A 24,640-nucleotide genomic window follows, 5' to 3' on the forward strand; every position below is an offset into this window, starting at 1 on the left:
AATCTATAATCGGACTTGTAAACGGATTCACTACACGTTTTAGAGGGGGATTTGCATTGAAAACAATAAAAAGAAAAAAGGCGATTTCCATTATTCTGGCCAGTTTATTATCGGTCTCGTTAACGGCTTGTGGATCAGGAGGTACGGATTCCGGCACAGCTGCTGGTGGGGACAGCAAGAGTGGCAAAGTCACATTGGAGCTGGCGATCTCTAAAAGTTCTCAGGACTCTGCTTTCATCCAGCAGGACATTCTCGATGCATTCGAAAAACAAACGAACATTCGTGTCAATTTGCAGCTGATTCCAGCGGAACAAACGACAACTGTACTGCAAACCAAACTGGCTGTAGATGAAACGCCTGACATTATTCAGTACAATCTGGCGAGCGCAGTCACAGACCTGAACCTTGAACGTAACTTCGAGATTCTGGATAACGAGTCTTGGGCGAGCAGAATTGTGAACAAAGACGTCCTCTCTTCTGGTGGTCATCTCTACAGCTTCCATGTCAGCCAAGATACGGGGATGCAAGGGGTCGTTTATAACAAACAAATCTTTGAAGAACTCGGGTTGTCGCTTCCAACCAACTACGAAGAATTCCTGGCGATCTGTGAAAAAATCAAAGCAAGTGGCATTACACCTGTATTCATGCCTTACAAAGATGCCTGGGCTGCCAACATCTGGCCTGCTGCAGCTTTTGCCGATTTTGTAGCCAAAAATGAACCGACTTTTTTTGATGAGTTGAACAGCAATAAGAAAAAATGGTCTGATATCCCGGAATTCAAAACATTCCTGGAACAACAATATGAAATTTACACCAAAGGTTACACCAACACGGATGTGCTTAGCGACAGCTATGACATGGCCGTAGGTAAATTCCTGAACAAGGAAGTGGCCATGATGTTTATGGGCGATTGGTTAATTGAAGGCGTGGCCGAGCAAGATCCAAATATGGAACTGGGCGTATTCCCGATCCCATCGTCGGATAATGCCAGTCTGGGCGCAAGTCCACTGGGCGGACAATTGTTCATTCCGAAGAAATCCAAACATTTGGAAGAAGCTAAACAGTTCCTGGACTATATCGCTTCCAAGGATGTCGCACAACAGATCGTCGATTCCAAAGGATACGTATCTAATTTCAGTGACGTTACTACACCGGAACTGCCAGCCTACAAACAGGATATTGTAGACAACTATATTACGCCGAAGAAAACCGTGCTGACAACGGATGCTTTCATGCTGGTTGATCGCAGCGAACTGTACCGATTGTTGCAGGATCAATTTGCAGGCGGATTGTCACCTGAAGAAGTACTGAAATCCTGGGATGAGAAGTTCAGTCAGCTAATGCAGGATAAAGGGGTAGAAGGTTTCTAAAGAGTGAAATATAAGGCAGCATAACAGATCGACCGTTATGCTGCCTGGCTATAACGGAGTGTGAGACATGAAAAGGACTAAAAATCTGTACTCGTATTACATGATATTTCCCGCACTGATTATCTACTCCATCTTTTTCGTTGTGCCTGCTCTCGCCGCTTTCTATTATTCATTCACGGATTGGCGGCTGGATCGGCTGGAGCTGAAGTTCATCGGGTGGGATAATTTCGAGAAAATTTTCTCGGACAAAACGCTGATCCTGGCGCTGAAAAACACGGCGATATTTGCAATCGTCACCGTCGTTGGCAAGAATGTCATCGGCCTATTGCTGGCCGTAGGACTTAACATGCGATTAAGAACAAAGAACCTGCTGCGCGCGATCTTCTACTCCCCTTCCATTCTCAGCATCCTTGTGATCAGCATTTTGTTCACTCCCATGTTGCGTACCGAAGGTACAATTAACAATCTGTTGGAATCTGTTGGGTTACATTCGTTAAGCCAAGCTTGGCTGACCAACCCATCCATTGTGATCTGGACGATTGCCATCGTCTCGATCTGGCAGAGTGCAGGGTTCCAGATGGCCATCTATCTGGCGGGCCTGCAGTCCATTTCTCAAGAGTATTACGAAGCAGCCAAGATTGATGGCGCAAGTTCGTGGAGAAGTTTTTTCAAGATCACACTGCCACTCTTGCTGCCCGCAATTAACATTAACCTGATGCTGACATTGATCGGTGGACTCAAAGTATTCTCCGAAGTATATGTCATGACCGGTGGTGGCCCGGGTAACGCTTCCCAGGTCGTAGGTACGATCATTCTGCGATCTTTCGGCGAAGGCAACTGGGGGCTTGGTACCGCGGTCAACACCCTTCTGTTCGTGGTCGTTACCATTATCGCTATACCGCTATTGATCTTCATGCGGCGTAAGGAGGTTACGGAATAACATGGGCTATACCCGCAAACTCGCCATCCGCAACTATATCGTGGAAGGTTTCCTGATTCTGGCCTCTCTTATCGTTCTGTTGCCGCTTGTCATTCTGATCTTTGGTTCATTCAAAACCAGTGCCGAAGTGCTTAGCTTTTCCCTGAGTTTTCCGAAAACATGGCAGTTCTCGAACTATGTTCGTGTCTTCCAGGAAGGCGGTCTGTCGCGAGCATTCTTCAACAGCATTTTGATTACTGGCGTATCGTCCATCATTAATATCGTTGCTTCTTCGGCAGCGGCATTCATTCTGGCACGTCGGGAAACCAAATTATCCGGCACGATCTACATGTATTTCTTCATGGGACTGATTGCTCCAATGTCGATTATTACGACCATACGGGTTGTACAGGGATTGGGATTCTACGGTAGCATCACAAGTGTTATCCTGATCTACGCCGCGTTAAATACAGCTTTCAGTGTATTCTTGTATAGTGGATTCATCAAAACCATTCCACGAGCGCTGGACGAAGTGGCATTTCTGGAAGGAGCAAGTGTGTTCGGGGTGTTCTTCCGCATCGTCACACCGCTCATCCTGCCCGTTAACGCAACGGTAGCCATCATGGTGTTCATGTCCGTCTGGAATGACATCACGATTCCTGTGTACTTCCTGACAGACAGTTCCACGTGGACGATGCCACTGTCGATCTACAATTTCTACGGCAAATATAGCCGGGACTGGAACCTGATCTTCGCTAATCTCGTGCTTACTTCCCTGCCTGTATTCATCCTGTATCTATTCGGGCAAAAATATATCGTCAGCGGCCTTACTGCCGGTGCAGTTAAAGGTTAAACCTCATATTCTCACCGTTCTTGAAGGAATGGAATTAGAGAATTCATGACAGACTTAACCCCCACCAGATCTGGCGGGGGTTGTTTTATTTATAACGAGAAAATGCATCTACGCCTCTTTATTTTTGAAACAATTGCGGGTAAAGGGCAGCAACACCTCCAGCAAGACCCTGTTGTACATTCCGACTGGTATCATCAGCAATAATCTCGTAGAGATCCGCTTCGATAGAATCTATTGCAATTTTGGCAATATCCGTTGGGCTCGTTTTTGGTGCGTCGATACCTGCCGTCATATCCGTATCCATGAACGCCACGTGCAATCCGGCAACGCTAACGTTCTTAGGGGCTAATTCGAGACGTAATGCATTCGTAATTCCCCACTGAGCGGATTTTGCAGCTGAATATGCACCTGAGTTACCAAGGCTGAGCCAAGATAGAGCAGACAGGATATTCAGTATAGAACCGCCCCCATTCTTCTCTATCACCGGTGCAAACGCACGAATCATTGAAAGCGTACCGAATACATGTGTATTGAATTCCAAGTGAATATCGTTCAGCTCACCCGTGAGCAGAGAAGCACCCGTAGCGGAACCAGCATTATTGATTAGAAGGGTTACATCACTAGCTAACTCAGCTGCAGCCATGACAGACTGTGGATCAGTAATATCGAGTTGCAATGGAATAGCCCCGGGCAGATCAATGGATTCAGGGTTTCGTGCGCCAGCATACACTTTGGTTCCCCTCGCCAGCAGTTCAAGAGCAAGTTCCTTGCCCAACCCTCGATTAGCCCCACTTACAATAGCAACTTGTTTGGAAATATTCATTTATTATTACTCCCTCTCATTGAGAATTCATTCATTTTCGAGCTGTTATGGGAATGATCATTCTCATAACTCCCAATAACAATCTATCACATCGGGAACGATCAGTAAAGAATAACTTTTATGATTCATGTCTTTAGTAAAAGAAGATGCCCGATAACCTTTGAAACAAGGCTCCGAGCATCTTTCTTTGGTCCTTCATTGAGAACGGATTTACATATGGATTATGATTTTATGTCATACAGGTTCGCAGGTAACGCCTGCACAAATGGTGACCAGTCACTCACTGTATATAGATGAAGTCGGTGCATGGCCCGTGTGCATGCCGTATAGAGGAGCTTGCGATCATATTCTTGGCTGTAAGCAACGGATGAAGCATCATAGACCAGGACAGCATCGAACTCAACGCCTTTGGCGAGATACACAGGAATAACCATGATTCCTTTTTCGAAAACCTGTGTGTCCTTTGTTATGAGCTGTAACCCTTCGCCGCCTTGACTTTGCAACCTTTCATAGGCGTCACGGCTTTCAGCCGCGGTTTTCGTAATCACAGCGATGGAATCAAACCCCTCCGCCTTAAGCGCGGCGATGTCTGTGAGAATCTGTGCACCACGCAGCTTGTCGTCCTTCAATCTTGTTAAAAGAGGCTTCTGATCTCCCCTTTCAAACGGTCTTATCTCTTCTCCCCCTGGTAACATCTGTCTCGTGAATTCAACAATCTCTTTGGTTGAACGATAACTGCGTACAAGGCGTATCAATGTAGTTTCGCCTTCTCCGTAAAGGTGAACCAGTGGCGAGTTGGATGCTGCCAAATCCGTAGCTTGCATAAAGATCGCTTGCCCGAAATCCCCCAGCACCGTCATGCGGGCACGAGGAAACAGCTTTTTAAGATATTCATATTGAAACGCCGAATAATCCTGGCCTTCATCGACAAAGACATAACGAATCTCTGTGTTCGTCCGGACGCCTTCGATCATCTCTTTTACATATAAATACGGAGTAGCGTCCTCATGGAACAACTTGTTCTGGAGAATCATTGCCTTGGTCTGTTTACAAATCTCAGGCCAGTGCAGCGGGGGGATTGCCCCATTCGTTTGTTCTCGATATGCGGTCTCATTTACAAATAGTTGTTCATATATACCTTTCACATCCACGAACTGAAATTTCCGTACACTCTTTCTTAACGGTTTAAACATGTCTTTCACCAATTTCTGACGAAGCAACTCCTCTTCCCGCACTGCAAAGTTAAAGGCGCCCTCATCTTGCACTACCTTGTTATTTCCGTCCTCCCGTGCTGCGTATTTTTCCGCCACATCAAACACAGGCTTTTCTTTGTGCAACATGCGGAAAGCTTCCACGTACTCATCCGTGTCCAGATAATTCAACTCCTCCAGAACCCAGTCTGCTTCCCGTTCCAGACGTTCCAACGAAACAAGTTCTCTCAGCAGCCATTCCTGCAAAAGAAGTATACGGTTGGACAAGGTAAGATTTTGATCCAAACTGTAAAATTGGGTCTTGATTCGATTTGAAGTGATGAATTCACGTCCCCGAAATTGAATGCCGTTGAACCGCATCCCCTCTCTTCCTAACCACTTACCGTAGTTTTGGAGCACTTGCAGGAATGTCTCGGAAGCTTTGTACTTGATCGCCTCCATACGAGCTTCATATCCCGGATCATTCTGAGCTGTCAGCACATATTCAATCTGATCAAAGGCATCCTCTGGTCGGATGGAGGAATCCAGCCAATAATTCAGATATTCCTGGAAAGTCGTCTGCTGCATATTCTCTTCCCCAAGTTCCGGGAGCACAGTCGAGATATAACTGGTAAACATCGGATTCGGCGAGAAAAGTACAATCTGATCTGCTTTAACTGTCTGGCGGTGTTTATATAGTAAGTAAGCGACTCGCTGTAACGCAGCCGACGTCTTACCACTGCCAGCTGCCCCCTGAACGATAAGCATTCGGCTTCGGTCATCACGGATGATGGCGTTTTGTTCCTTCTGGATCGTTGCTACAATACTCTTCATTTGTGAGTCTGCACCCTTGGCGAGCACTTGCTGCAACAATTCGTCACCAATCGTCTCAGTTGAATCAAACATGCTATGAAGCTGCCCATGTTGAATCTGAAATTGACGCTTGAGCTCCATCTTTCCTTCGATTCGTCCTGAAGGTGTGTCATAACTTGCTGGCCCGGGAGAGTGATCATAGTACAGACTCGCAATTGGCGTACGCCAGTCATAGATTAGAAAGTTCAATCCATCTTCATCCATGAAGGATGATACGCCGATGTAGATCTGTTCAGTCAATGTCATGCCTTTTTCCTTATAGTCGAAACGGCCAAAATACGGCGTTGGAAGCAGTCTCTTTGTATTTTTCCATTGTTGTGTTAACAGCTTGTGCCCGCGCTCCCTCTCGGCTAACACTCTGGACTGCTGATTAATGGTATAAAATGCATCTTCAAAATCCGTGTACGAACTCGTATTGATCGTCACGTCTTCCCAGAACCGTTTACGAATTTCGGCAGCCTGTTCATGCAGTCCGGCAACCTTCGGCTCCAGCTCGTCAAGTCGTGCCTGAAGTTTGTTCCTCACCTGCACCAGTCTTTCCTCTTCCAACTTCCATTCATTTGTTTTATCCATGAATAAGTCCACTCCCTTTTCCATTTATTAGGACCAAAAAAGAGCATTGACAAATCGGAATGTCGGATGTAAAATTAAATTAGGAGAAATAATGATTCACCCTTTATATTCAATCAAAATGTCAATTGCGCTATAGATTATATCATGGCTTTTTTTCACGTTCAATGCTTTTTTTCGTTCTGTCTGAGTTGAACAATAATTTATATTATATAAGGTGTCCCTCGAGCTACACTGGGGGGCATCTTTTTTTGTGTCCTGGGCATGGTTCATACCCTGAATGCGCTGTAAGCTATACACCCCTTTATATATTCGATAAAATGAACAAAACATGAAACATGAGTTGATGCTTTTGGGAGGGATACATAAATATGAATATAGAACCTGTGGAGGACCGTTGTCCTGTTGAGTTTGCAGTCAATATGATTGGTGGGAAATGGAAGTTATTAATTATAAATCGGCTCATCCGCCATTCAACAATTCGATTCAATGAATTACAGAAAATGCTGGACCCCATCACGCATCGCACGTTAACCAGGCAATTACGAGAACTTGAAGAAGCTGGTTTGATAAACCGTGTTACCCACCCTGTAGTTCCGCCTAAAGTCGAATATTCCCTTACAGAAAAAGGACAAAGCCTGACTTCGATCTTGTTTCAGCTAGGTGATTGGGGATCGAAACATATGTAAAAACGCCTTCCCATAGTATCCTAAGGGATACTCTATATCATTAATGTGCGTACTTACGCTCCTATTCTAAATCCGTTATGCTGAGGTCATTGCTGAGTGTTAACTCATTCATTCCAATCACATATTGAAAGGAAGTTATTGACCACTATGACACAGAATGATCGATTTTTAGTATATGGGGCATCGGGCTCCCAAGGCGGCGCTGTCGCTCAATTACTCGTTCAACACGGTTGTGAGGTTCGCACGATTACTCGAAATGAGGCAACAGCCAAAACACTAAAGGAACAAACCATTGAAGCTTTCATCGGGGATCTATCAGATGTGGAACAGCTCCATACGGCGCATGAAGGTGTAAGTAAAGTATTCCTGAACCTGCCGGTGGAGTTCAATTCCGATAAGATCAGACAATATACCAAAAATGCAATTGATGCTGCTATACAGGCAAACGTTAAATTGATTGTAGTTAACACGGGCACCTATGTTCCTGACCCTATCACCCATTCCAAAGGAATTGAATTGAAACGTGAAGTTATCCATGAATTGCAGCAAAGTGGTCTTCCATATATCATTGTGGAACCCATTGTATACTTGGAAAACTTCTTGATTCCCGGAATACTGAACAATGGCGTTTTGGCCTACCCGGTACCAGCAGACAAGCCGATCTCCTGGATTAGCTTAAACGATGCAGCTCAATTCCACTATTATGCCTTGACTCATTCGGAATTGGCAGGAAGCATTATCCCAGCACCCGGATTAGAAGCCCTGACAGGTGCACAATTAGCGGAACAATTCAGTGCTGTATTAGGTGAAAAGATCAGCTTCATGTCTCTACCTTTTGATCATTTTGAAGCAGCGATTCAGCCTTTGTTGGGAAGTGAGACAGCAGCAGGTCTTAAAGGATTGTACCAATGGATTGATGGGCATACAGATCTTCTTCCACGGTATCAAGAGTTGGATGATAACATCAAAGCCAATCTTAAATTAACCCAAATAAGTGATTGGATTCATCAAACAATGATTAAATAATATTTTATGAACAAGCCATTTGAATCTCCAACAGAGAAACGAGTGGCTTGTTCTTTTTATATGAGAACTTTAATGGACTCAACTGATTCAGATTCAGAGATTCTGATAGGAATAGGCAAAACTTTGATAGAAATGTGGTACAGGTTATTCCATTCGTTATGACATAATAATGTGTATATAGATCACCCTACAGGTGGCAATAATAAACATTAGAAAGGATTTGAACATAACATGGAATATACGAAACTTGGTAATACAGGCTTGGACGTATCTCGATTTTGCCTGGGATGTATGGGATTTGGGGATGCCAGTAAATGGGTTCATGAATGGGTACTGAATGAAGAAAATTCTCGCCCCGTGATCAAAAAAGCACTGGATCTAGGCATTAATTTCTTCGATACAGCCAATATATACTCTCTGGGCACGAGCGAGGAGTATCTTGGTCGGGCGTTGAAAGATTACGCAAATCGGGATGAAGTTGTCATTGCTACCAAAGTACACGGACAAATGCATCAAGGACCCAACGGTTCTGGTCTTTCCAGAAAAGCCATCCTGAGTGAGATTGATAAAAGCCTGAAACGATTGGAAACCGATTATGTAGATCTGTATATCATTCATCGTTGGGACTACAATACGCCTATAGAAGAAACCATGGAAGCCTTACATGATGTGGTGAAGTCCGGTAAAGTAAGATATATTGGCGCTTCAGCCATGTTTGCATGGCAGTTCCAAAAAGCATTACATGTAGCAGAGAAAAATGGTTGGACCAAGTTTGTCTCCATGCAAAACCACTTGAACCTGATCTATCGTGAAGAAGAACGGGAAATGTTGCCCCTATGCAAGGAAGAAAAGATTGGTGTAACTCCCTACAGTCCTCTAGCTTCAGGCAGGTTAACACGTGACTGGTCCGTATCAACACTTCGATCCGAGACAGACCAAATTCAGAAATCCAAGTACAATGCCACAAGCGATGCGGATCGACTTGTTGTTGAACGAGTTGCATCCATTGCTGAAAAATATGGTGTCCCTCGCACACACATTGCACTTGCGTGGTTGCTGCAAAAAGACACTGTAGCGGCACCAATTATCGGTGCCACCAAAATATCGCATCTGGAAGATGCGGTAGGTGCTCTTTCCGTTAATTTGACCTCAGAAGACGTAACTTTCCTTGAAGAGCCTTATGTACCTCACCCCGTAGTAGGTGCTCAATAATCGCTTTAGCTTAAAGTACAGAAGACCTCCTCTTTCCGCATCCGGAAGTTGGGGGTCTTCTTTTTATATCGCGATTTATTTGCGCCAAAATGTTGAACATTCTGCCTTATCCGCTATATTAAACTCAATCATTCTCTCAAGTAACGAAAAATCAATCTCCTGTTTCCACTTCATCCGCACCAACTCTTTGGTGTGATCATAACCCGCCTGCGTGATCTCTTCCGAAAAACGATTAATTCCCGCCTTCTCGGGAGCAACAGCCAAGTGTTGCTTGGATACACTAAAGCCAATAATAAAGGTCTCATGGTCGGTAAACATCGGTTGATTCCAGGCTATTTTTTGTTTTAAATTCGGGAATTTTTCAGTAATCCAGTTCAAAACTTCTTCCGTTCGTGCCTGGTGTTCCGGGTTATCGATGCGTGCTATAAATTCTGCAAAGGTCTCCATTAGTTTCCCCCTATAACAAGAAATCTACTACTTATATTGTCCAATTCAATCTTATTCTATCATGAATATCAAATTCAAAAACCCTTATCTGCCGATAACTCAACAAAAAATGAGCAGCCTGCTAGACTTTAAATGTTTTCTTTTATCCAAGATCGCAACTGATCAGCATAGAAAGCGCGTTCATCTGGATCGGACGGAGAACCATTTGTCAGATACAGTTGATCATTCACGTATCTAGGGTAAACATGCAGATGATAATGCCAGACGTCTTGATTGCCAGCAGGTTCATTATGTTGCCGTGTCGAAATCCCATCACATCCATATGTACTTTTCATTGCAAATGCTGTAAGCTGAGCCGCGCGGTGAATTTCAACAGCGTAATCCGCAGGGAGTTCAAAGATGTTCTCGAAATGTTGATTTGGAACAATAAGAGCATGTCCTTTATTGTTTGGCCACCATTTGCCCGCTATAAATGCCGTTACCTTTTCATTCTGATAGATGATATCCCTTTGTTTTGTTCCCTGATCAGGTTGCTCGATACCCCAAATACGACAAAATGGACATTCGTAACCTTCCGGCTGATGTGAAAATGATGCTGTCATCTTTCTCATTCCACTCCTTTCATATTTTTCCAACTTGTTATTAGACGCAGGTATCTTCTGTTCGTTGCGAAAAGAGCGCGGGTTGTAGAATGATCAGCAATTAACAAACTGAAAAGCAAAAAGCAGCTGACCTTAGCGGAAGCTGCTTTTTTTCTATCTTTAACTATCACTATTGCACAGTTCACAATTACATGGTGCTGATATCAATAACAAAGCGATATTTCACGTCGGAAGCTAATACACGTTTGTAAGCTTCGTCAATCTGGTCAGCGGAGATGACCTCAATGTTAGGCGCAATATCATGTTCTGCACAGAAATCAAGCATTTCCTGCGTCTCACGAATGCCACCAATCATGGAACCTGCGAATGAACGGCGATGGCCGATAAGAGAAAATACGTTTACGGCTAGTGGCTCAGCAGGAGCACCCACGTTCACGAGTGTGCCATCAAGTGTGAGCAGTGAGAAATAAGCGTTAATGTCAATATTCGCACTTACTGTGTTGATCATCAGATCAAATGTGCCTGCAAGTTTCTCGAATGTTTCCGGCTCGCTTGTGGCAAAGTAGTGATCTGCACCAAATTGTAGTCCATCTTCTTTTTTGCTCAAGGATTGGGAGAGAACCGTTACTTCCGCACCCATCGCATGTGCAATTTTGACAGCCATATGACCTAGACCACCCATACCTACAACGGCAACCTTCTTACCTGGGCCAGCTCCCCAGTGATGAAGTGGTGAATATGTCGTAATACCGGCACACAGCAAAGGTGCAGCAGCATCAAGTGCAATGTTATCAGGGATGCGAACGACGAAATTCTCTACGACAACAATATGAGTTGAATATCCACCTTGCGTAGGCTCACCGTATTTGTCTACTCCAGCGTAAGTTTGAATATTTCCTTTGAGACAGTATTGCTCTTCACCTTTGCGACAGTTAACACATTCACCACAAGAGTCCACCATACATCCGACCCCTACTCGGTCACCGACCTTATATTTGGAGACTCCAGTTCCTACATCGGTTACAATCCCGGCAATCTCGTGTCCAGGAACGAGTGGATAATTCACAGGGCCCCATTCACCGTGGGCAGTATGGATGTCAGAATGGCAGATACCAGCATATTTAATCTCAATTAATACATCATTGGTATCCAGATCACGTCGTTTAATTTCAGCACTTTTGAATTGTTGGTCTGGTCCGTCAACGGCTCTGGCTTTAGCTATAATCAATGGTATAACCTCCTAGTAATTTAAAGTTCAAAATAATCTTACCCCCTCTAGTTAACTCTAGGTCAAATGTTTATCTTATTTTTTTATCTCCAACGTACTTTGACATCCAGTAATCCAACATGTTAGAATTCACTCGGATCATCCTAGAGTTAACTCGAAGTCTACCCCTAGTAGAAAGGAATTCATTCAAAATGACCTATTCAATCGGTGAAGTTGCCAAAAAATTAGACCTTACGGTATATACATTGCGTTACTACGACAAGGAAGGACTCATGCCTTTTGTTGAACGTACCACGAGTGGAACACGTTTGTTCAAAGACTCCGACATTGACTTTCTAAAGATCATCCAATGTCTAAAGCTGACCGGCATGCCTATTAAAGACATTAAGGACTTCATTGAATGGTGCTCTGAAGGGGACTCCTCGCTGAAGCAAAGATATGACATGTTTACGGAGCGAAAAGCTATTGTCGAAGCACAAATGGAGGAACTAAGAAGAACCATGGAAGTCATCGAGCACAAACGCTCCTACTACGAAACAGCTTTGGAAGCGGGAACCGAAGAGATTCATAAAATTAAACCAATGGAAAATGCCATCACCAATTGATGGTTCATGCATTTTCTAAGATAGCGCACAAAAAAAGTAGCTTGAAGTCCTCTAACGGATTTCAAGCTACTTTTTTGGGTACGTCTCTACTCATCATTTTTCCAAAAGTTTCATCGTTACATGGATAATCCGGTTTAATTTTCCCTTATCCATCGAGGTTCTTGCCATGGCTCTGATGCCGACAGAAATATTATGCAGGTACTCTGCCATTTCCTTCGCATCATGATCGAAAGAGAATTCTCCCTCCCGCTGCCCCCATTGAATAATCTGCTCGAACATTCGCTCAGCTTCGTTAAACGATTCAAGAGATCGGTTGTCCACTTCCTGATCACGTGTGCCTAGCTCCACAGCCGAGTTCACGATCAAACAACCCGATGGTGTCTCTTCTGCTTCACTGATCATAACATCGAAAATTTTATGCAGTGCTTCCACTGCCGTCTTGGATGCCTTGATTTCTGCAAGTAATGTGGTGCTGACCTTACCTCTGTAACGATCCATTGCCTGCAAAAACAGCGAATGTTTGTCGTCAAATGTATCATATATACTTCTGCGATGAATTCCCATATGCTCAACCAGGTCACTCATCGACGTTTTCTCGTAACCTTGTTCCCAGAAGATCTTCATTGCTTTATCCAATACTTCATTCACTTCAAACTCTTTACTTCTAGCCATTCGACTTCCCTCCCAAAATCAATCTAACACATCGGGAACGATCAGTAAATAAAAGATGCAGATACCTCTTTTCATTCTCATCTGATCATGTATTAGCTGAACCGTAAGTGTATATCTTCTGTACTTGTTGTATATCATGACCTGTGTACTTGTGATTATGTAACCAGCAATCAGAATGTCTTATCCATTCACATCAAATGTTTGCCTATTCCTATCCGTTTTCTACCGCCTTCGGTCAATATACGATAGAATGTGATTATTATGTTGTGAGGAAAAAGGAGAACTTTGCATGTCTGATCAAATACACGAACAACAAAACGAATTAGCCACACTCATTGACCGTTATTCTGACAAGGATGGGGTGCATCCGACGGCAATCCCTTCATTATTTTTAATCCGCGAATCCGTTGTCACTGAACCTATATTTAGAGTGAATGAACCGTCCTTCTGCATTATCGTTCAGGGTGAGAAAGAGGTCCTGCTGGGACAGGATCGTTTCCGGTATGGTCCAGGAAGTTATATCGTCGCAACCGTTGACTTGCCGGTTAGTGGACAAGTGATTCAAGCCTCGTCTGAGGCTCCCTATCTGGCCCTGAAACTTGAATTCACATCCAGTGAGATTCTGGAGGTATTGAACCATTCCGATTTCCCAGCAAGACCGCGGAAAACGACGAGACGTGCGATGTTTGTCAGCCAAGCTGAGCCGTCTCTGCTGGATGCGGTCATCAGGTTAGCCCGTTTGTTGGAAGATCATTCGGAAGATATCCCTCTGCTCGCTCCTTTGTTCAAAAAGGAAATTCTCTATAAAGTTCTGAAAGGCCCACATGGGATTGCACTAGAACAAGCTACCATGGAAGGCAGCCATACCTATCGAATCAGAGACGTTATTGAATATATTATGAATCACTCTGAGCAAAATTTTCGGGTTGAGGAATTGGCGGATTTGGCCAATATGAGTACTGCCTCGCTGCACAGACACTTTAAAGAAGTGACTGCCATGAGCCCGATTCAATTTCAAAAACAACTTAGGCTGCAAGAAGCGCGCCGCTTGTTATTATCCAAGTCCACCGATGCAGCAGATGTAGCATTTCAGGTAGGTTACGAGAGCCCTTCCCAATTCAGCCGTGAATATTCTCGCATGTTCGGATTTCCGCCCAGAGAAGATATTAAACGCTTGAGAGGCAGAGCCGATGAAACGACTACCATCTCTTGACTGGTTACTGGCTAGTATCGTTCCTTTACCTCGAATAGTTTAACCTCAAAAAGGACTCCTTCTGTTTTGTCAGTCGGAGTCCTTCCCTATGCAAGGATTAATGAAGATCATTAATCGTTAAATCAATAATACATTAAAAACCAGTTGTATATTGTTTTGGAACGTCCGTTGTCTTGCGCAAAGCAGATGCAGCTTCCAAGGCCCAGTAAGGATTTCTTAACAGCCCTCTGCCAACTGCAACGAGATCAGCTTCTTCATTGCCGATGACTGCATTCGCCAACGTAGGATCATCGAGTCTTCCAACAGCGATCACGGGCACATCAAGAGCCTCTTTGATTGCTTTAGCGAGAGGTACTTGATACGCCGCGTGAGTTCCTGGTCTGCCCCATGCAGCAATAGGTCCCTCGCCACCAGATGAGATGTCAAATACGTCGACGCCTGCCTCTTTATATGCTTTGGCAAACTCGGAACTTTCGTTAATGCCATAACCACCTTCTACATATTCTTTGGCTGAAATACGCATCATCAAAGGCATGTCTTCGGGCATCTCTGCCTTTGCAGCCTGAATGATCTCCCGGCCGAATAACGTTAAATCTTGACCATATTCGTCTTCTCGCTTGTTTGTTAGTGGAGAATGGAACTGATGAATCAGATATCCATGTGCGCCATGAAGCTCAATCGCATCAAAACCAGCTTTTACAGCACGAGCTACAGCACTCCGGAATTTTTCAACCATTCCTTTTACTTCGTCCGTTGTAAGCGCTCGAGGTTGCTTGGAATTCTCATCAAAGGCGATCGCGGACGGAGCAACTGGAACCTCAGCATCTTCTGCTTTGCGGCCCGCATGAGCAATCTGAATGCCAACCTTGGCACCATAACTGTGACACGCATCGACGATCCGCTTCAGAGCCGGGATCTGTTCATCTGACCATAACCCAAGATCATAATCTGAGATTCGGCCATCCGGCTCCACATCTGTCATTTCAATGATAATGAGACCTGTTCCTCCCACGGCACGACTAACGTAGTGCATATAATGCCAATCTGTTGCAATACCATCTTTTCGCTCAACTGAATATTGGCACATTGGAGCCATTACAACACGGTTTTTAAGCTCTAGGCTTTTAAAAGAATATGGACTAAACAAATCTGTCATCAAAATAAAACTCCCCTTTTCATGAATCATGAATAATAAAAATGCATGCGCAAGCATCGAATCAATGCCTACAATTAATAACTCGTATGATTTAGATCTCACATTTATCTTTTACTTCATTACATAAATACATTCAAATCCATGCTTTCGCAAAATACGAACAGCCTTTTTAGATTGAAGCATACCAGGTGACATTATAATTACATTATCTTCTCGAAGAAGGTATTTTTCCCATGTGAAAGCAAGACGCCCCAATGAGATGTTAATCGTATCCGGAGTAGGATTAGCCATATAATCCGTCGCATCTCGAATATCAATCACTTTATACTGCCGAAAATCACGCTCTTGTCTGAGAAATACTTGATAATCTATATATTCAAGATTGCGTACTGGCCAAAATTGACGTACAACGATGAAGATACCTAATATGAAGGTCAAAAGCATCAACATAATCATTGTATAGCCCTCTCTTAACTCATCTGATATCGTCGAAAATTTTGTTTTGGATCAGAGCCCACTCAATGCCTCAGATATTGTATCCTCACCAGCGATTAGATCTAATGAACGCTTGTAGGTATTCTTATCACTCAAACTGGCCAAAATCACATGAGCTACATCTTCACGAGCAATCTGTCCATACGATCCTACGACGAATACCTTCATGTTCAATACCTCCTTTATACAAAATCACCGCATCCCTATTAAATTCATGCGCATGCATTTAATTTAACGGATATATTAATGAGTGTCAAGTCTTCTTATAGGGTAAATGACTACATTACCCTATATTCACCCTAGTCTTAGAACAATTCTTTAGTGAGGTTCTCTAATCGAGTCTCAAATCCATCCTGTTCCAATTCAGTTTGCAAGACCTGATTAAACGTTTGAAGTGCTCTCTTGTATTTATTCTCTCCAAGCTCCGTAATTCGAGTGTAAATGCCACGCCGGTCATCTTCACATGCATGTCTTTCAAGAGCCCCACAGTCTTTGGCTTCCATCCTAACGACGAGCCTGGAAGTAGCACTTTGGCTCAACCCTACTAGTTCTTGAAGTTGCTGTAGGCGTAATTCCTTACCCTCCGCATTATATATGAAGTTTAACACATAAAATTCCTTCAAAGATAAGTCATATTGTTGAAGCAGAGCTTGTTCCAGCTTCTCGTTCAGTTGGGTATGAATGTTAGAGAAAGCCAACCAAACATTCAAACGTTCACTCTTTTGCTGCAATCTAGATCACCCCACTTGATATTTAATGTTCATCAGCTGTTATCCTATTGTATCAAGCTTAATTACATTGGTCAAAACCCATCCAAGTTCGACGTATATAACATTCTAAGCTCATAAGAAGAGCATTTCCCCGTCTTGTAACGACGTTTGGAAATGCTCCAGTATTACCATTTATGCAGTCTAATCTTACTTCGCGGTAAGCAGGCTATCGGAAATAAATTGCAGCTGACCTTCCAACGTTAACGGATCGTTGTACGAGTCTGAAGTCGGATCAAGCTGGAACACATCATTTGCCTTCACCGCAGGCAAGTTCTTCCACAAGGTATTATCATATACGATCTTGGGATCGGTTGTATCTCCCGACCAAGGGCTGGTGAAGATAATATCCCCCGCATACTCTGGTAATAGTTCCATGGAGATCGAAGCCCATCCAGTACCGCTGTCAATCGCTTCAGCTTGGGCCTTGGCTGGTGCCTTGAGATCAAACTCCCCGTAAATAATTTCACCGCCTCTACCATAGTTATGACCAAATACAAATAATCCTTTGGCATACGGATTCAATATGGAAACGGTGCGATCGCCCACAGCTTCCTGAACCTTGGGCTTCAGTTCGTTGATCTTCGCTTCCCATTTAGCATTCCAAGCTTTCGCTGCGTCTTCTCTATTGGTGAGCTTACCCATCTCGAGCATGAGATCCTTGAAATCGCGCTTACCAAATGTAATCTGTACGACAGGCGCAATCTGCTCCAGCTTATCGATGCCCTCTGTGCCAGTATACACGATAAATAAGTCAGGTTTTAAACTGATTAGTTTCTCTGGTGTAGGCTCTTGACCCAGATCACTGGTGCCCGCTGCTGCAAGTTGATCCTTGATATATTTGTTGTTCATCGCTCCTGATAATGCGCCGACTACCGGTGCATCCAGGGCAACAAAGTAGCCTGTCGAAAATGATGTCAAATCAATAATACGCTTAGGATTCTTGGGCACCTGTACTTCGCCTGCATCTGATTGATATGTAACAAGTTCCTCTTCGGCAGTTGCAGTTGATTCAGCGGAAGAAGCTGAATCCGAGTTCGTCTTGGTTTCTGTCTCCGTAGCTGCATTCGTGCTATCACCGGTTGTACTATTGGTCGTCGCAGACTGACCACATGCACTAAGTACAATCAGCAAGATAAGTGCCATCATGATCCATATTGATTTTATCTGTTTACGCAAAATAAACCCACCTTTTCGTTGATATTGATAATCGTTATCAACGATATCATGCTATGCAGGATTTGACAAGCTATGTTTATTTCACCCCCTCTATGAACTCTAACTTGCAAGTCACCAAGTTAAACAGCTATCATCAATAGAGTAAACCATTCACTTTTTTTTAAAAAAGAGAGTATTGAAAAGCCAATGAAACATAATCAAGGAGGACAACATGGAAGAGATTATATTGTGGTTAAAGTATTTGTTTTTAGGTATTGTTCAAGGTGCGACGGAGCCAATCCCCGTCTCCTCAAGCGGTCATCTGATCATCGCTCAGAAACTCATGGGCATCAAGCAGAATGGATTGTCATTTGAGATTTTAACAAACACAGCATCACTTATCGCTATTATTTTTATTTTCCGGGAAGATATCAAAAAGTTGATTATTGGTGCATTAGGTTACCTGCGTACTCGTAAAGAAGAATATCGAGCAGACTTCATGTTTTGCTTATACATAATTATTGGTACGATCCCTGCTGCAGTCGTTGCGGTCCTGTTCAAGGATCGGATTGAAGAAATATTCTCGTCCGTATACACCGTTTCCATCGCGCTATTAATCACCGGGGTTGCCTTGTGGCTTATTCGTAATCTTCGTGGTCGCAAGCAAGACGGTGATCTGTCTACGAAAGATGCACTGTTGGTAGGTCTGGCTCAGGCGGTCGCTCTTATTCCGGGTATTAGCCGCTCAGGGGCAACTGTAATTGCGTCCATCGCTGTTGGCATGAAACAGGAAACAGCTTTGAAGTTCTCCTTTATGCTGTACATTCCCATAAGTATTGGTGGACTTATCATGGGGGTATCCGACATTGCCAATGATCCGAATCGATCACAACTGGCTATCCCTTATCTGATTGCATTCATCACGACACTCTTTGTCACGTATTTCTCCATGAGATGGTTTATGGGCATTATGGCCAAAGGCAATCTGAAATACTTTTCGTATTACTGTTTTGCTGCAGGAACATTGTTACTGATCTTCTTATAAAAAATAGTCCACACACCAAAAGGAACAACCAGCGATGGTTGTTCCTTTGTTGTATAGTGGCAGAACCTTAATGACCTATAGCAAGAGCTAGACGGTCAGGCGCGTAGCCTTGTTGCTTCTGTTAACCAGCTCTGTAGCCGCGAACATAACACTGAACAGAATCAGCAGGATCAGGGGTACCATTGACATTCCCCATTGGCTGGCTATAAGTCCCATACCTAACGGGATGAGTGTTGAACCTGTATAGGCACTGGCCATTTCAAGTCCAATTACACTTGGGGATGCCTTCTCACCGAAGCGTTCCGGTGTCGCATGAACAATACTCGGATAGATCGGTGCTCCGCCCAATCCCACGATAAATAAAGCCCCTGCGGCAATCCAGTAAGGAATCGGCATAACCAGGATAACTAATCCGAAGCATCCGACGATTCCACCATATCTGATGAGATTTTTGCTGGATACATGAGTCGAAAGAAAACCTGAGATTACACGTCCCAAGATAATGCCAATGAAAAATAGAGAGGATAGTGCTGCGGCAGTGCCTGGAGAAACTCCTTTGCTAACAATGAAGAAAGAAGCCATCCACAGACCGGCTGCAGTTTCGGAACCGTTGTAACAGAGCATCGCAAGCATCGACATTTTCACGCCGGGGATACGTATGGTCTCACGGTTGCTTACGCGTTTCTTCTCATCGCCTGAACCCTCTACTCTTCCCTTCTCAAAAATCTTCCATAGAGACAAAGTTGATAATAAGACCACCACGATCCCAAGCAAAATCAACGCCACAGTAACGTATCCTGCACGCCAGTTGTTTGCTTGATTCAGCCAATATGCCATAACGAGTGGGCCTGTCACTGCGCCAATTCCCCAGAAACAATGCAACCAGTTCATATGCTTGGCCTTGAAATGTAATGCTACATAATTACTTAGTGCCGCATCCACCGAACCTGCACCTAAGCCGAGAGGAATCGCCAGAATCAGTAAAAACACAAAATTCTCAGAAAATGAGAATCCCAACAGCGCGATCGTTGTTGAGAGGATACTGAACAATGTAACTTTACCCGTTCCGAACCGGTGCAACAATCGACTGGCGGACAGACTGGACACTACTGTACTAAATGAAATGATTAGCGATATGTAACCAGCCATTTCTGTTGTCGCATGTATATCGTTTTTCATAACGGACCAGGCACTGCCAAGTAAAGCATCAGGTAATCCCAGCCCTATAAATGCGAGATAAATAATGATTAACAATAACGTGACCATCTGGGTGTCTCTCCTCAGTTTGTTTAATTTCTGATTCTCGTCGAACCACCCATATAATAATATTGATATTTCTATCTGTAATCTTCCTATATTTTGACTCCTTATATCAGTATTCTGATATATTCTGGCGACTTATAACCTATATCACTGGTTCAGGATAGGTATTTCTCCAAGCAAATTCTTCAAGTTAATGGCATCCCACGGCATATGCTCAGTTATCCCTAATCCAACCACATCTGTTGCTTCAGACAGTTCTTTGATCAGATGAAGCAAGTGAGGTATTTGCATGGTTCCCGCTGGTGACAACACATAAGGTTCCCCTGGTTTGGCGAATAACAATGAACGGAACATGTTGGGATCAAGCACATCCAGATCAAGATGAATTGCCAGATGTTTGATACCAGTCTCTTTAATCCACTTCTTAATCGAATCCATGCCATGGGTTAATTCTTCAGTTCCAGCCGTTCGGATACCTAATCTTTGAATCACTTCGGTTTCCTGTTCCGTGGGGGTTGTCAACCCGGCCATGAAGATATTTCCAGGCTTCAAAGGGACTCTCACATGTCTGGCAAACTCCGGATCGCCTTCCCCAAGAAGGTTCCCGAGCGGTAAAGTATGACCGTTATCATAGCCCTCGTACCTAACCAGATCACCATGTGCATCAATCCATATCAAACCAAGTTCTCCGCCATATCGTTCATTTAAATAAGCAAACGGGGCTTGTTCAACCAAACAGTCACCGCCAAACATGACAATGCGATCGGGCTGGTGAGCTTGAATAATATGCTGGGCAGCCTGCAATTGCTGAAGTAGCTGTGCTCTGCCTTTTATCCCGTTCTCGCTTACCAGAGATGTTCCATCATAAGCCTCAACAGGAACATGAATGAGAGGTTGATCATTGTCAGGTGCAAGCCATGCAAGCAGCTCCGCTCCAAAAGAGTAGTTTGGATTATCTCCACCTTGCCATTGTGGCATAAGCAGACGTATTGTTTTTTGAGTCATCGTAAATCTCCTTTACTTCAAAGTAAGGTTAGTATAAACTGAGCCCAAACAAATAAATAGTACGGTCTTTTATGATAGGTACTACCCGGAAGGATAGTGTAAATGATGAGTATGGCTGAATACCACGGTAAAGTTAAAAACATTCAAGATACCCCTTTTGGATATACGTTGTCTGTCATTGGTGGCAAATGGAAAATGGTGATTATGTATCTTCTGGCTGATAACCAGCCTGTCCGCTTCAATGAACTTAAAAGACAGATCGGCGCCATCACGTATAAAACGCTGAGTTCACAGCTCAAAGAATTGGAAGCAGATGGTATGGTCGAACGGAAAGAGTATCCCCAAGTCCCTCCTAAAGTCGAGTACCGTCTGACAGCCAAAGCTGAAACGTTATTGCCCGTTTTGGAAGGACTTTGCGAATGGGGTGTCCAACATCAAGAACCTTCGATCAATAATAGCGCAACGGATTGAACGCTGTTGTCTATATTTTCAGATGAAATATTTGGAGTAAATGGAGTATGTTAAAATGCAAAAAGTCGCCAATCGGCGACTTTTTTCTTGTATCTTATGCTCCTCTACCTGTTCAGCAAATAAAAGCTGTAATTCGTATAATTATACTTTTTCGTGTACCAGATCTTTCTGGTAGGCCAACACTCTGTCCCAATTGCCACTGAAAACAGGAATTCGATAATACCCTACACGCTCATACAGCGCTGCAGCTTCTGGTTGCAAGGGACCTGTTTGCAGTTTCAGATTGGTATAACCAAGTTCGTTCGCAAGACGCTCTGCCTCGGCTAATATAGCCTGGGCAATCCCCTTACGACGGTAACCACTGCGTGTATACATGCGTTTAACTTCTACAGATGTTTCATCAAGGGGTCTAAGTGCTCCGCAACCAACCGGATACCCGTCGATCCTGGCAACGATAAAAGCCGCACGTGGCACCTCAACGTCTGACAGTTGAAATCCCGCCGTTCCATCACCGCCATATAACAAACCGAGTTCTTCACTCAGTTCCTTGATCAGTAGCAGCGAATCCTCGCTCCGAATATCTTCAGCTGCTGCATGCACGATGTGTGTCACACCAAATACCCCCTTTATCTTATTGGACTTATTGGTTTAAATGATATATCTAAATTATCATTCCCAACAGCAAGCGTCAATTCCCCTATCCATTGAATATTTCTATAAGTAACCCAACGTATCTTTTTGCAGTCTTTATTCGTTTACATAAGAAATGTAATGAGCAACGATGTATATAAAATTTAACTCTCGGAGGTCTGTGATATTATGGAAATTTCAAAGGGAATAGAGATGCTTCAGCTTGATTTTGAGGGGAATATAATTCACCCTGTTCTGATATGGGATGAAGAAATGGTTGTGTTAATTGATACTGGATTCCCTGGACAATATGACGATTTGTGTATCGCACTCGAAAAGATTGGTGTGCCGATCAGCCGACTTAAAGCAGTGATTTTGACGCATCAGGATGTGGACCATATCGGGTGTCTTCCCGAGATTTTGCAGGAGTGTGGCTCACAAGTCAAGATATATGCGCATGAGCTGGATAAACCATATATTGAGGGGCAGCTCCCTCTTCTCAAAGATGGTCACCTTGAACATCCTCCAATGGGAAAAGTAGATGAAACGGTTACTGATGGTCAGGAACTGCCGTTTTGCGGTGGAATTCGCGTTATTCATACACCTGGTCATACGCCAGGTCATATCAGTCTATATTTGATGGACAGCAAGACGCTCATCGCCGGAGATTCAATGTACAGTGTAGACGGCATGCTTGGAGGCATTCATGAACCTACTACGCTGGATACAGAGATTGCTCGAATCTCTTTGAAAAAGTATATCGAACTCGACATTTCATCTGTGGTTTGTTATCACGGAGGACTAACTCATAGGAATGTAAATGAACAGATCTCAGGGCTATATAAAATGAACTAACGAATATTTACACTGGACACTCCGATGACAGAACAACCTTCCGATCGCTGTTATCCCCAGATTTTTTTGATTCTTTTTATAAAGGATAAATCCGGGGATAACGTATGCTTCCGATGTAGCTTTCTTGCAGAAAGCTTGTAGGCGAACGCTCCGCTTCTTCCGCTTCTTCAGGTTCTTTCTGTCCTCTCCGTTTTGTGTAAATGTTTCGTTCAATTTATATAGTTAAGGGTTTATTGTTTGGCATACTGCAAAATGGCTGTAGCCGCACGAATTCGCAGCTCTTCTTCTTCACTGTGTAACGCTTCTCTCAGCACCTGGAGAGCTGTCTGAATCGTGGCTTCATCTACCCCTGTTGAGAGAGAGTTGGTTGCTTCGGCTGTTATACTGACTGCAAGACCTCGATCCAGCTGTGCTTGTGATATGGGATACTCAAACTTCGCAAGGATGGCTGAATCATTTTGCAGTGCCTGCACTTTGTCATTCAGCTCAGCGAGAGGAATACGACCCAACCATGTAACTCCGCGACGGTGACATATCAAGTCCTCTTCAGAACCAGCGGAATCGTCGTAATAATAATCCCCGATATCCCCAACATACGTCCATTCATCATCGCTAATTAATACATAATCTCCATCCTGCATGAGGTTACCAAACATATGTAATGTCGCGAGTGTGCTCGCCAATTCTGCTTCATCCAAGGGATAGTGTTGAACTAACTGTTCCTTCCATAGCTCAGGAGGGGTATGTTCCAGATCCCCTGTACCTGACCAGGCGATTCCAATGTAATTATCCTCCAGAAATGATGCTACTCTGTTGATTCCGTGCACGTTGGACTGGATATGATACAGATTCATGCGTACCGCCTTCCTTTCAATCATTCGTATGAACATAGTTCACCATTGTAACATTAGCGGGGTCTATTTCAAACGTAATGACTTCTTTCCCATATGGCGGGTTATGTGGACCGTCGAAAGTTCTGACTTCCAGAACGGTTCGAAAGCTATAACCACCTTGTGTGTGCCTTTTAAGTTCCAATACGTGAATTTCATATAGCCCATAGCTAGGGACCGGCATATGATTTGCCTGATAATAGTTGGTAATCTCACGGGAAATGTATGGGTTGAGCATCGTAAGTGCTATTGCCTTATAGTCCTGCTCCTGTATGCTCTCAGGATCTGCATATGTAACATCTGTGGATAGGGAAACACTATTTATCATTAATGTTGCTGCAAGTATAAAGTGAAAAAGACGTTTCTGAATTCCCATACTCATCCACCTTTTTACTTTTTATTATCCCGAGTGAATACAAAAGCATACAAAATATGATTATGATCTATTATTTATCCTTAGCTTAGTTGGAAGGTTATTCTGTCATCGGAGTGGCAAGTGTACATACTCGTTAGTTCAACTTATATAGCGTGCACCTTTTGATATAGCCCTAGGCTATAACTAGGTATAATTTAATGGAATTACATTATAACTCCGGATCTGTGATAAATTTTG

General features: G+C 43.6%; 27 protein-coding genes. 11 read left to right on the forward strand and 16 right to left on the reverse strand.

Going from position 1 to position 24,640, the window contains the following annotated elements; genetic code table 11:
* The first annotated feature begins 56 nt into the window (after positions 1–56).
* The 3 genes from ACDJ59_RS11435 (at position 57) to ACDJ59_RS11445 (ending at position 3,142) form a co-directional block, all read left to right on the forward strand.
* Positions 57–1,370, forward strand: a complete 1,314-nt coding sequence (locus tag ACDJ59_RS11435; RefSeq protein ID WP_413408956.1) for an ABC transporter substrate-binding protein — start codon at positions 57–59, stop codon at positions 1,368–1,370.
* Positions 1,371–1,437: 67 nt separating this feature from the next.
* Complete coding sequence (locus ACDJ59_RS11440) at positions 1,438–2,310, forward strand: carbohydrate ABC transporter permease (RefSeq protein ID WP_062834362.1); 873 nt, start codon at positions 1,438–1,440, stop codon at positions 2,308–2,310.
* Position 2,311: 1 nt separating this feature from the next.
* Positions 2,312–3,142 (forward strand): carbohydrate ABC transporter permease, encoded by an 831-nt coding sequence (locus ACDJ59_RS11445; protein ID WP_413408958.1) that lies wholly within the window; start codon positions 2,312–2,314, stop codon positions 3,140–3,142.
* A gap of 118 nt (positions 3,143–3,260) precedes the next feature.
* Here the strand turns inward: ACDJ59_RS11445 and ACDJ59_RS11450 are convergent, their stop codons facing one another.
* Positions 3,261–3,965: an SDR family oxidoreductase gene (locus ACDJ59_RS11450; protein ID WP_413408959.1), complete on the reverse strand. Its 705-nt coding sequence runs from the start codon at positions 3,963–3,965 to the stop codon at positions 3,261–3,263.
* Positions 3,966–4,186: 221 nt separating this feature from the next.
* Positions 4,187–6,601 (reverse strand): RNA polymerase recycling motor HelD, encoded by a 2,415-nt coding sequence (gene helD / locus ACDJ59_RS11455; protein WP_413408961.1) that lies wholly within the window; start codon positions 6,599–6,601, stop codon positions 4,187–4,189.
* Positions 6,602–6,969: 368 nt separating this feature from the next.
* Here helD and ACDJ59_RS11460 point away from each other — a divergent pair, with 368 nt between their 5' ends.
* The 3 genes from ACDJ59_RS11460 (at position 6,970) to ACDJ59_RS11470 (ending at position 9,525) form a co-directional block, all read left to right on the forward strand.
* Entirely contained in the window at positions 6,970–7,287 is a 318-nt protein-coding gene (locus tag ACDJ59_RS11460; protein ID WP_017688544.1) for a winged helix-turn-helix transcriptional regulator, read from the forward strand.
* A 147-nt stretch (positions 7,288–7,434) separates the two neighbouring features.
* Positions 7,435–8,313 (forward strand): SDR family oxidoreductase, encoded by an 879-nt coding sequence (locus tag ACDJ59_RS11465; protein ID WP_413408962.1) that lies wholly within the window; start codon positions 7,435–7,437, stop codon positions 8,311–8,313.
* 231 nt (positions 8,314–8,544) lie between these two features.
* Positions 8,545–9,525: an aldo/keto reductase gene (locus ACDJ59_RS11470; protein WP_413408963.1), complete on the forward strand. Its 981-nt coding sequence runs from the start codon at positions 8,545–8,547 to the stop codon at positions 9,523–9,525.
* Positions 9,526–9,600: 75 nt separating this feature from the next.
* On the opposite strand, the gene ACDJ59_RS11475 is transcribed toward ACDJ59_RS11470, so the two are convergent.
* From ACDJ59_RS11475 to ACDJ59_RS11485, 3 genes are all read right to left on the reverse strand, one after another.
* The gene (locus tag ACDJ59_RS11475; RefSeq protein ID WP_062834357.1) at positions 9,601–9,972 is read right to left on the reverse strand and encodes an iron chaperone; all 372 of its coding nucleotides are present in this window, start codon (positions 9,970–9,972) and stop codon (positions 9,601–9,603) included.
* A gap of 128 nt (positions 9,973–10,100) precedes the next feature.
* Positions 10,101–10,574, reverse strand: a complete 474-nt coding sequence (locus ACDJ59_RS11480) for an HIT family protein (RefSeq protein ID WP_413408964.1) — start codon at positions 10,572–10,574, stop codon at positions 10,101–10,103.
* A gap of 187 nt (positions 10,575–10,761) precedes the next feature.
* Positions 10,762–11,802 (reverse strand): NAD(P)-dependent alcohol dehydrogenase, encoded by a 1,041-nt coding sequence (locus tag ACDJ59_RS11485; protein ID WP_413408966.1) that lies wholly within the window; start codon positions 11,800–11,802, stop codon positions 10,762–10,764.
* A gap of 191 nt (positions 11,803–11,993) precedes the next feature.
* On the opposite strand from ACDJ59_RS11485, the gene ACDJ59_RS11490 reads away from it, so the two are divergent.
* Entirely contained in the window at positions 11,994–12,407 is a 414-nt protein-coding gene (locus tag ACDJ59_RS11490) for a MerR family transcriptional regulator (RefSeq protein WP_017688550.1), read from the forward strand.
* A 93-nt stretch (positions 12,408–12,500) separates the two neighbouring features.
* On the opposite strand, the gene ACDJ59_RS11495 is transcribed toward ACDJ59_RS11490, so the two are convergent.
* The gene (locus ACDJ59_RS11495; protein WP_413408967.1) at positions 12,501–13,079 is read right to left on the reverse strand and encodes a TetR/AcrR family transcriptional regulator; all 579 of its coding nucleotides are present in this window, start codon (positions 13,077–13,079) and stop codon (positions 12,501–12,503) included.
* Between the two features lie 289 nt (positions 13,080–13,368).
* Between ACDJ59_RS11495 and ACDJ59_RS11500 the strand changes: the two genes are divergently transcribed.
* Positions 13,369–14,292, forward strand: coding sequence for an AraC family transcriptional regulator N-terminal domain-containing protein (locus ACDJ59_RS11500; protein WP_413408968.1), 924 nt, complete (start codon positions 13,369–13,371; stop codon positions 14,290–14,292).
* Positions 14,293–14,425: 133 nt separating this feature from the next.
* Here ACDJ59_RS11500 and ACDJ59_RS11505 read toward each other — a convergent pair whose 3' ends face one another.
* The 5 genes from ACDJ59_RS11505 to ACDJ59_RS11525 form a co-directional block, all read right to left on the reverse strand.
* On the reverse strand, positions 14,426–15,448 hold the full coding sequence (locus ACDJ59_RS11505) for an NADH:flavin oxidoreductase/NADH oxidase (protein ID WP_413409781.1): 1,023 nt from the start codon (positions 15,446–15,448) through the stop codon (positions 14,426–14,428).
* A 111-nt stretch (positions 15,449–15,559) separates the two neighbouring features.
* Positions 15,560–15,904, reverse strand: a complete 345-nt coding sequence (locus ACDJ59_RS11510) for a rhodanese-like domain-containing protein (RefSeq protein WP_047842903.1) — start codon at positions 15,902–15,904, stop codon at positions 15,560–15,562.
* Positions 15,905–15,955: 51 nt separating this feature from the next.
* Positions 15,956–16,111, reverse strand: a complete 156-nt coding sequence (locus tag ACDJ59_RS11515; RefSeq protein WP_413408970.1) for a hypothetical protein — start codon at positions 16,109–16,111, stop codon at positions 15,956–15,958.
* A 137-nt stretch (positions 16,112–16,248) separates the two neighbouring features.
* Positions 16,249–16,674 (reverse strand): MarR family winged helix-turn-helix transcriptional regulator, encoded by a 426-nt coding sequence (locus tag ACDJ59_RS11520; protein ID WP_413408972.1) that lies wholly within the window; start codon positions 16,672–16,674, stop codon positions 16,249–16,251.
* Positions 16,675–16,860: 186 nt separating this feature from the next.
* Positions 16,861–17,889, reverse strand: coding sequence for an ABC transporter substrate-binding protein (locus ACDJ59_RS11525; RefSeq protein ID WP_413408973.1), 1,029 nt, complete (start codon positions 17,887–17,889; stop codon positions 16,861–16,863).
* 211 nt (positions 17,890–18,100) lie between these two features.
* On the opposite strand from ACDJ59_RS11525, the gene ACDJ59_RS11530 reads away from it, so the two are divergent.
* Positions 18,101–18,913 (forward strand): undecaprenyl-diphosphate phosphatase, encoded by an 813-nt coding sequence (locus tag ACDJ59_RS11530; protein WP_036608062.1) that lies wholly within the window; start codon positions 18,101–18,103, stop codon positions 18,911–18,913.
* Positions 18,914–19,000: 87 nt separating this feature from the next.
* On the opposite strand, the gene ACDJ59_RS11535 is transcribed toward ACDJ59_RS11530, so the two are convergent.
* Both ACDJ59_RS11535 and ACDJ59_RS11540 read right to left on the reverse strand, forming a co-directional pair.
* Positions 19,001–20,179 carry an MFS transporter gene (locus ACDJ59_RS11535; protein WP_413408975.1) on the reverse strand — a complete coding sequence of 393 codons (1,179 nt, stop codon included), beginning with the start codon at positions 20,177–20,179 and terminating at the stop codon, positions 19,001–19,003.
* 144 nt (positions 20,180–20,323) lie between these two features.
* Positions 20,324–21,181, reverse strand: a complete 858-nt coding sequence (locus tag ACDJ59_RS11540) for an arginase family protein (RefSeq protein ID WP_413408976.1) — start codon at positions 21,179–21,181, stop codon at positions 20,324–20,326.
* 105 nt (positions 21,182–21,286) lie between these two features.
* On the opposite strand from ACDJ59_RS11540, the gene ACDJ59_RS11545 reads away from it, so the two are divergent.
* Positions 21,287–21,652 (forward strand): winged helix-turn-helix transcriptional regulator, encoded by a 366-nt coding sequence (locus ACDJ59_RS11545; RefSeq protein WP_026081085.1) that lies wholly within the window; start codon positions 21,287–21,289, stop codon positions 21,650–21,652.
* A 141-nt stretch (positions 21,653–21,793) separates the two neighbouring features.
* Here ACDJ59_RS11545 and ACDJ59_RS11550 read toward each other — a convergent pair whose 3' ends face one another.
* Entirely contained in the window at positions 21,794–22,264 is a 471-nt protein-coding gene (locus ACDJ59_RS11550) for a GNAT family N-acetyltransferase (RefSeq protein ID WP_091016394.1), read from the reverse strand.
* 207 nt (positions 22,265–22,471) lie between these two features.
* Here ACDJ59_RS11550 and ACDJ59_RS11555 point away from each other — a divergent pair, with 207 nt between their 5' ends.
* Complete coding sequence (locus ACDJ59_RS11555) at positions 22,472–23,137, forward strand: MBL fold metallo-hydrolase (protein ID WP_413408979.1); 666 nt, start codon at positions 22,472–22,474, stop codon at positions 23,135–23,137.
* 230 nt (positions 23,138–23,367) lie between these two features.
* Here the strand turns inward: ACDJ59_RS11555 and ACDJ59_RS11560 are convergent, their stop codons facing one another.
* Together ACDJ59_RS11560 and ACDJ59_RS11565 are read right to left on the reverse strand one after the other, a co-directional pair.
* Positions 23,368–23,991, reverse strand: coding sequence for a hypothetical protein (locus ACDJ59_RS11560; protein WP_413408980.1), 624 nt, complete (start codon positions 23,989–23,991; stop codon positions 23,368–23,370).
* 16 nt (positions 23,992–24,007) lie between these two features.
* Positions 24,008–24,403, reverse strand: a complete 396-nt coding sequence (locus ACDJ59_RS11565; protein WP_413408982.1) for a DUF3888 domain-containing protein — start codon at positions 24,401–24,403, stop codon at positions 24,008–24,010.
* Positions 24,404–24,640 lie beyond the last annotated feature (237 nt).

The organism is Paenibacillus amylolyticus, from assembly GCF_047302515.1.
Taxonomy (GTDB): Bacteria; Bacillota; Bacilli; order Paenibacillales; family Paenibacillaceae; genus Paenibacillus; species Paenibacillus amylolyticus_G.

What these genes read in the sequence shown, in the direction of transcription:
- ACDJ59_RS11440 (WP_062834362.1), top strand. Translation starts at nt 1,438, where the DNA reads ATGAAAAGGACTAAAAATCTGTACTCGTATTACATGATATTTCCCGCA.
- ACDJ59_RS11445 (WP_413408958.1), top strand. Translation starts at nt 2,312, where the DNA reads ATGGGCTATACCCGCAAACTCGCCATCCGCAACTATATCGTGGAAGGT.
- ACDJ59_RS11450 (WP_413408959.1), bottom strand. Translation starts at nt 3,965, where the DNA reads ATGAATATTTCCAAACAAGTTGCTATTGTAAGTGGGGCTAATCGAGGG.
- helD (WP_413408961.1), bottom strand. Translation starts at nt 6,601, where the DNA reads ATGGATAAAACAAATGAATGGAAGTTGGAAGAGGAAAGACTGGTGCAG.
- ACDJ59_RS11460 (WP_017688544.1), top strand. Translation starts at nt 6,970, where the DNA reads ATGAATATAGAACCTGTGGAGGACCGTTGTCCTGTTGAGTTTGCAGTC.
- ACDJ59_RS11465 (WP_413408962.1), top strand. Translation starts at nt 7,435, where the DNA reads ATGACACAGAATGATCGATTTTTAGTATATGGGGCATCGGGCTCCCAA.
- ACDJ59_RS11470 (WP_413408963.1), top strand. Translation starts at nt 8,545, where the DNA reads ATGGAATATACGAAACTTGGTAATACAGGCTTGGACGTATCTCGATTT.
- ACDJ59_RS11475 (WP_062834357.1), bottom strand. Translation starts at nt 9,972, where the DNA reads ATGGAGACCTTTGCAGAATTTATAGCACGCATCGATAACCCGGAACAC.
- ACDJ59_RS11480 (WP_413408964.1), bottom strand. Translation starts at nt 10,574, where the DNA reads ATGACAGCATCATTTTCACATCAGCCGGAAGGTTACGAATGTCCATTT.
- ACDJ59_RS11490 (WP_017688550.1), top strand. Translation starts at nt 11,994, where the DNA reads ATGACCTATTCAATCGGTGAAGTTGCCAAAAAATTAGACCTTACGGTA.
- ACDJ59_RS11495 (WP_413408967.1), bottom strand. Translation starts at nt 13,079, where the DNA reads ATGGCTAGAAGTAAAGAGTTTGAAGTGAATGAAGTATTGGATAAAGCA.
- ACDJ59_RS11500 (WP_413408968.1), top strand. Translation starts at nt 13,369, where the DNA reads ATGTCTGATCAAATACACGAACAACAAAACGAATTAGCCACACTCATT.
- ACDJ59_RS11505 (WP_413409781.1), bottom strand. Translation starts at nt 15,448, where the DNA reads ATGACAGATTTGTTTAGTCCATATTCTTTTAAAAGCCTAGAGCTTAAA.
- ACDJ59_RS11510 (WP_047842903.1), bottom strand. Translation starts at nt 15,904, where the DNA reads ATGATTATGTTGATGCTTTTGACCTTCATATTAGGTATCTTCATCGTT.
- ACDJ59_RS11515 (WP_413408970.1), bottom strand. Translation starts at nt 16,111, where the DNA reads ATGAAGGTATTCGTCGTAGGATCGTATGGACAGATTGCTCGTGAAGAT.
- ACDJ59_RS11530 (WP_036608062.1), top strand. Translation starts at nt 18,101, where the DNA reads ATGGAAGAGATTATATTGTGGTTAAAGTATTTGTTTTTAGGTATTGTT.
- ACDJ59_RS11535 (WP_413408975.1), bottom strand. Translation starts at nt 20,179, where the DNA reads ATGGTCACGTTATTGTTAATCATTATTTATCTCGCATTTATAGGGCTG.
- ACDJ59_RS11540 (WP_413408976.1), bottom strand. Translation starts at nt 21,181, where the DNA reads ATGACTCAAAAAACAATACGTCTGCTTATGCCACAATGGCAAGGTGGA.
- ACDJ59_RS11545 (WP_026081085.1), top strand. Translation starts at nt 21,287, where the DNA reads ATGAGTATGGCTGAATACCACGGTAAAGTTAAAAACATTCAAGATACC.
- ACDJ59_RS11555 (WP_413408979.1), top strand. Translation starts at nt 22,472, where the DNA reads ATGGAAATTTCAAAGGGAATAGAGATGCTTCAGCTTGATTTTGAGGGG.
- ACDJ59_RS11560 (WP_413408980.1), bottom strand. Translation starts at nt 23,991, where the DNA reads ATGAATCTGTATCATATCCAGTCCAACGTGCACGGAATCAACAGAGTA.
- ACDJ59_RS11565 (WP_413408982.1), bottom strand. Translation starts at nt 24,403, where the DNA reads ATGGGAATTCAGAAACGTCTTTTTCACTTTATACTTGCAGCAACATTA.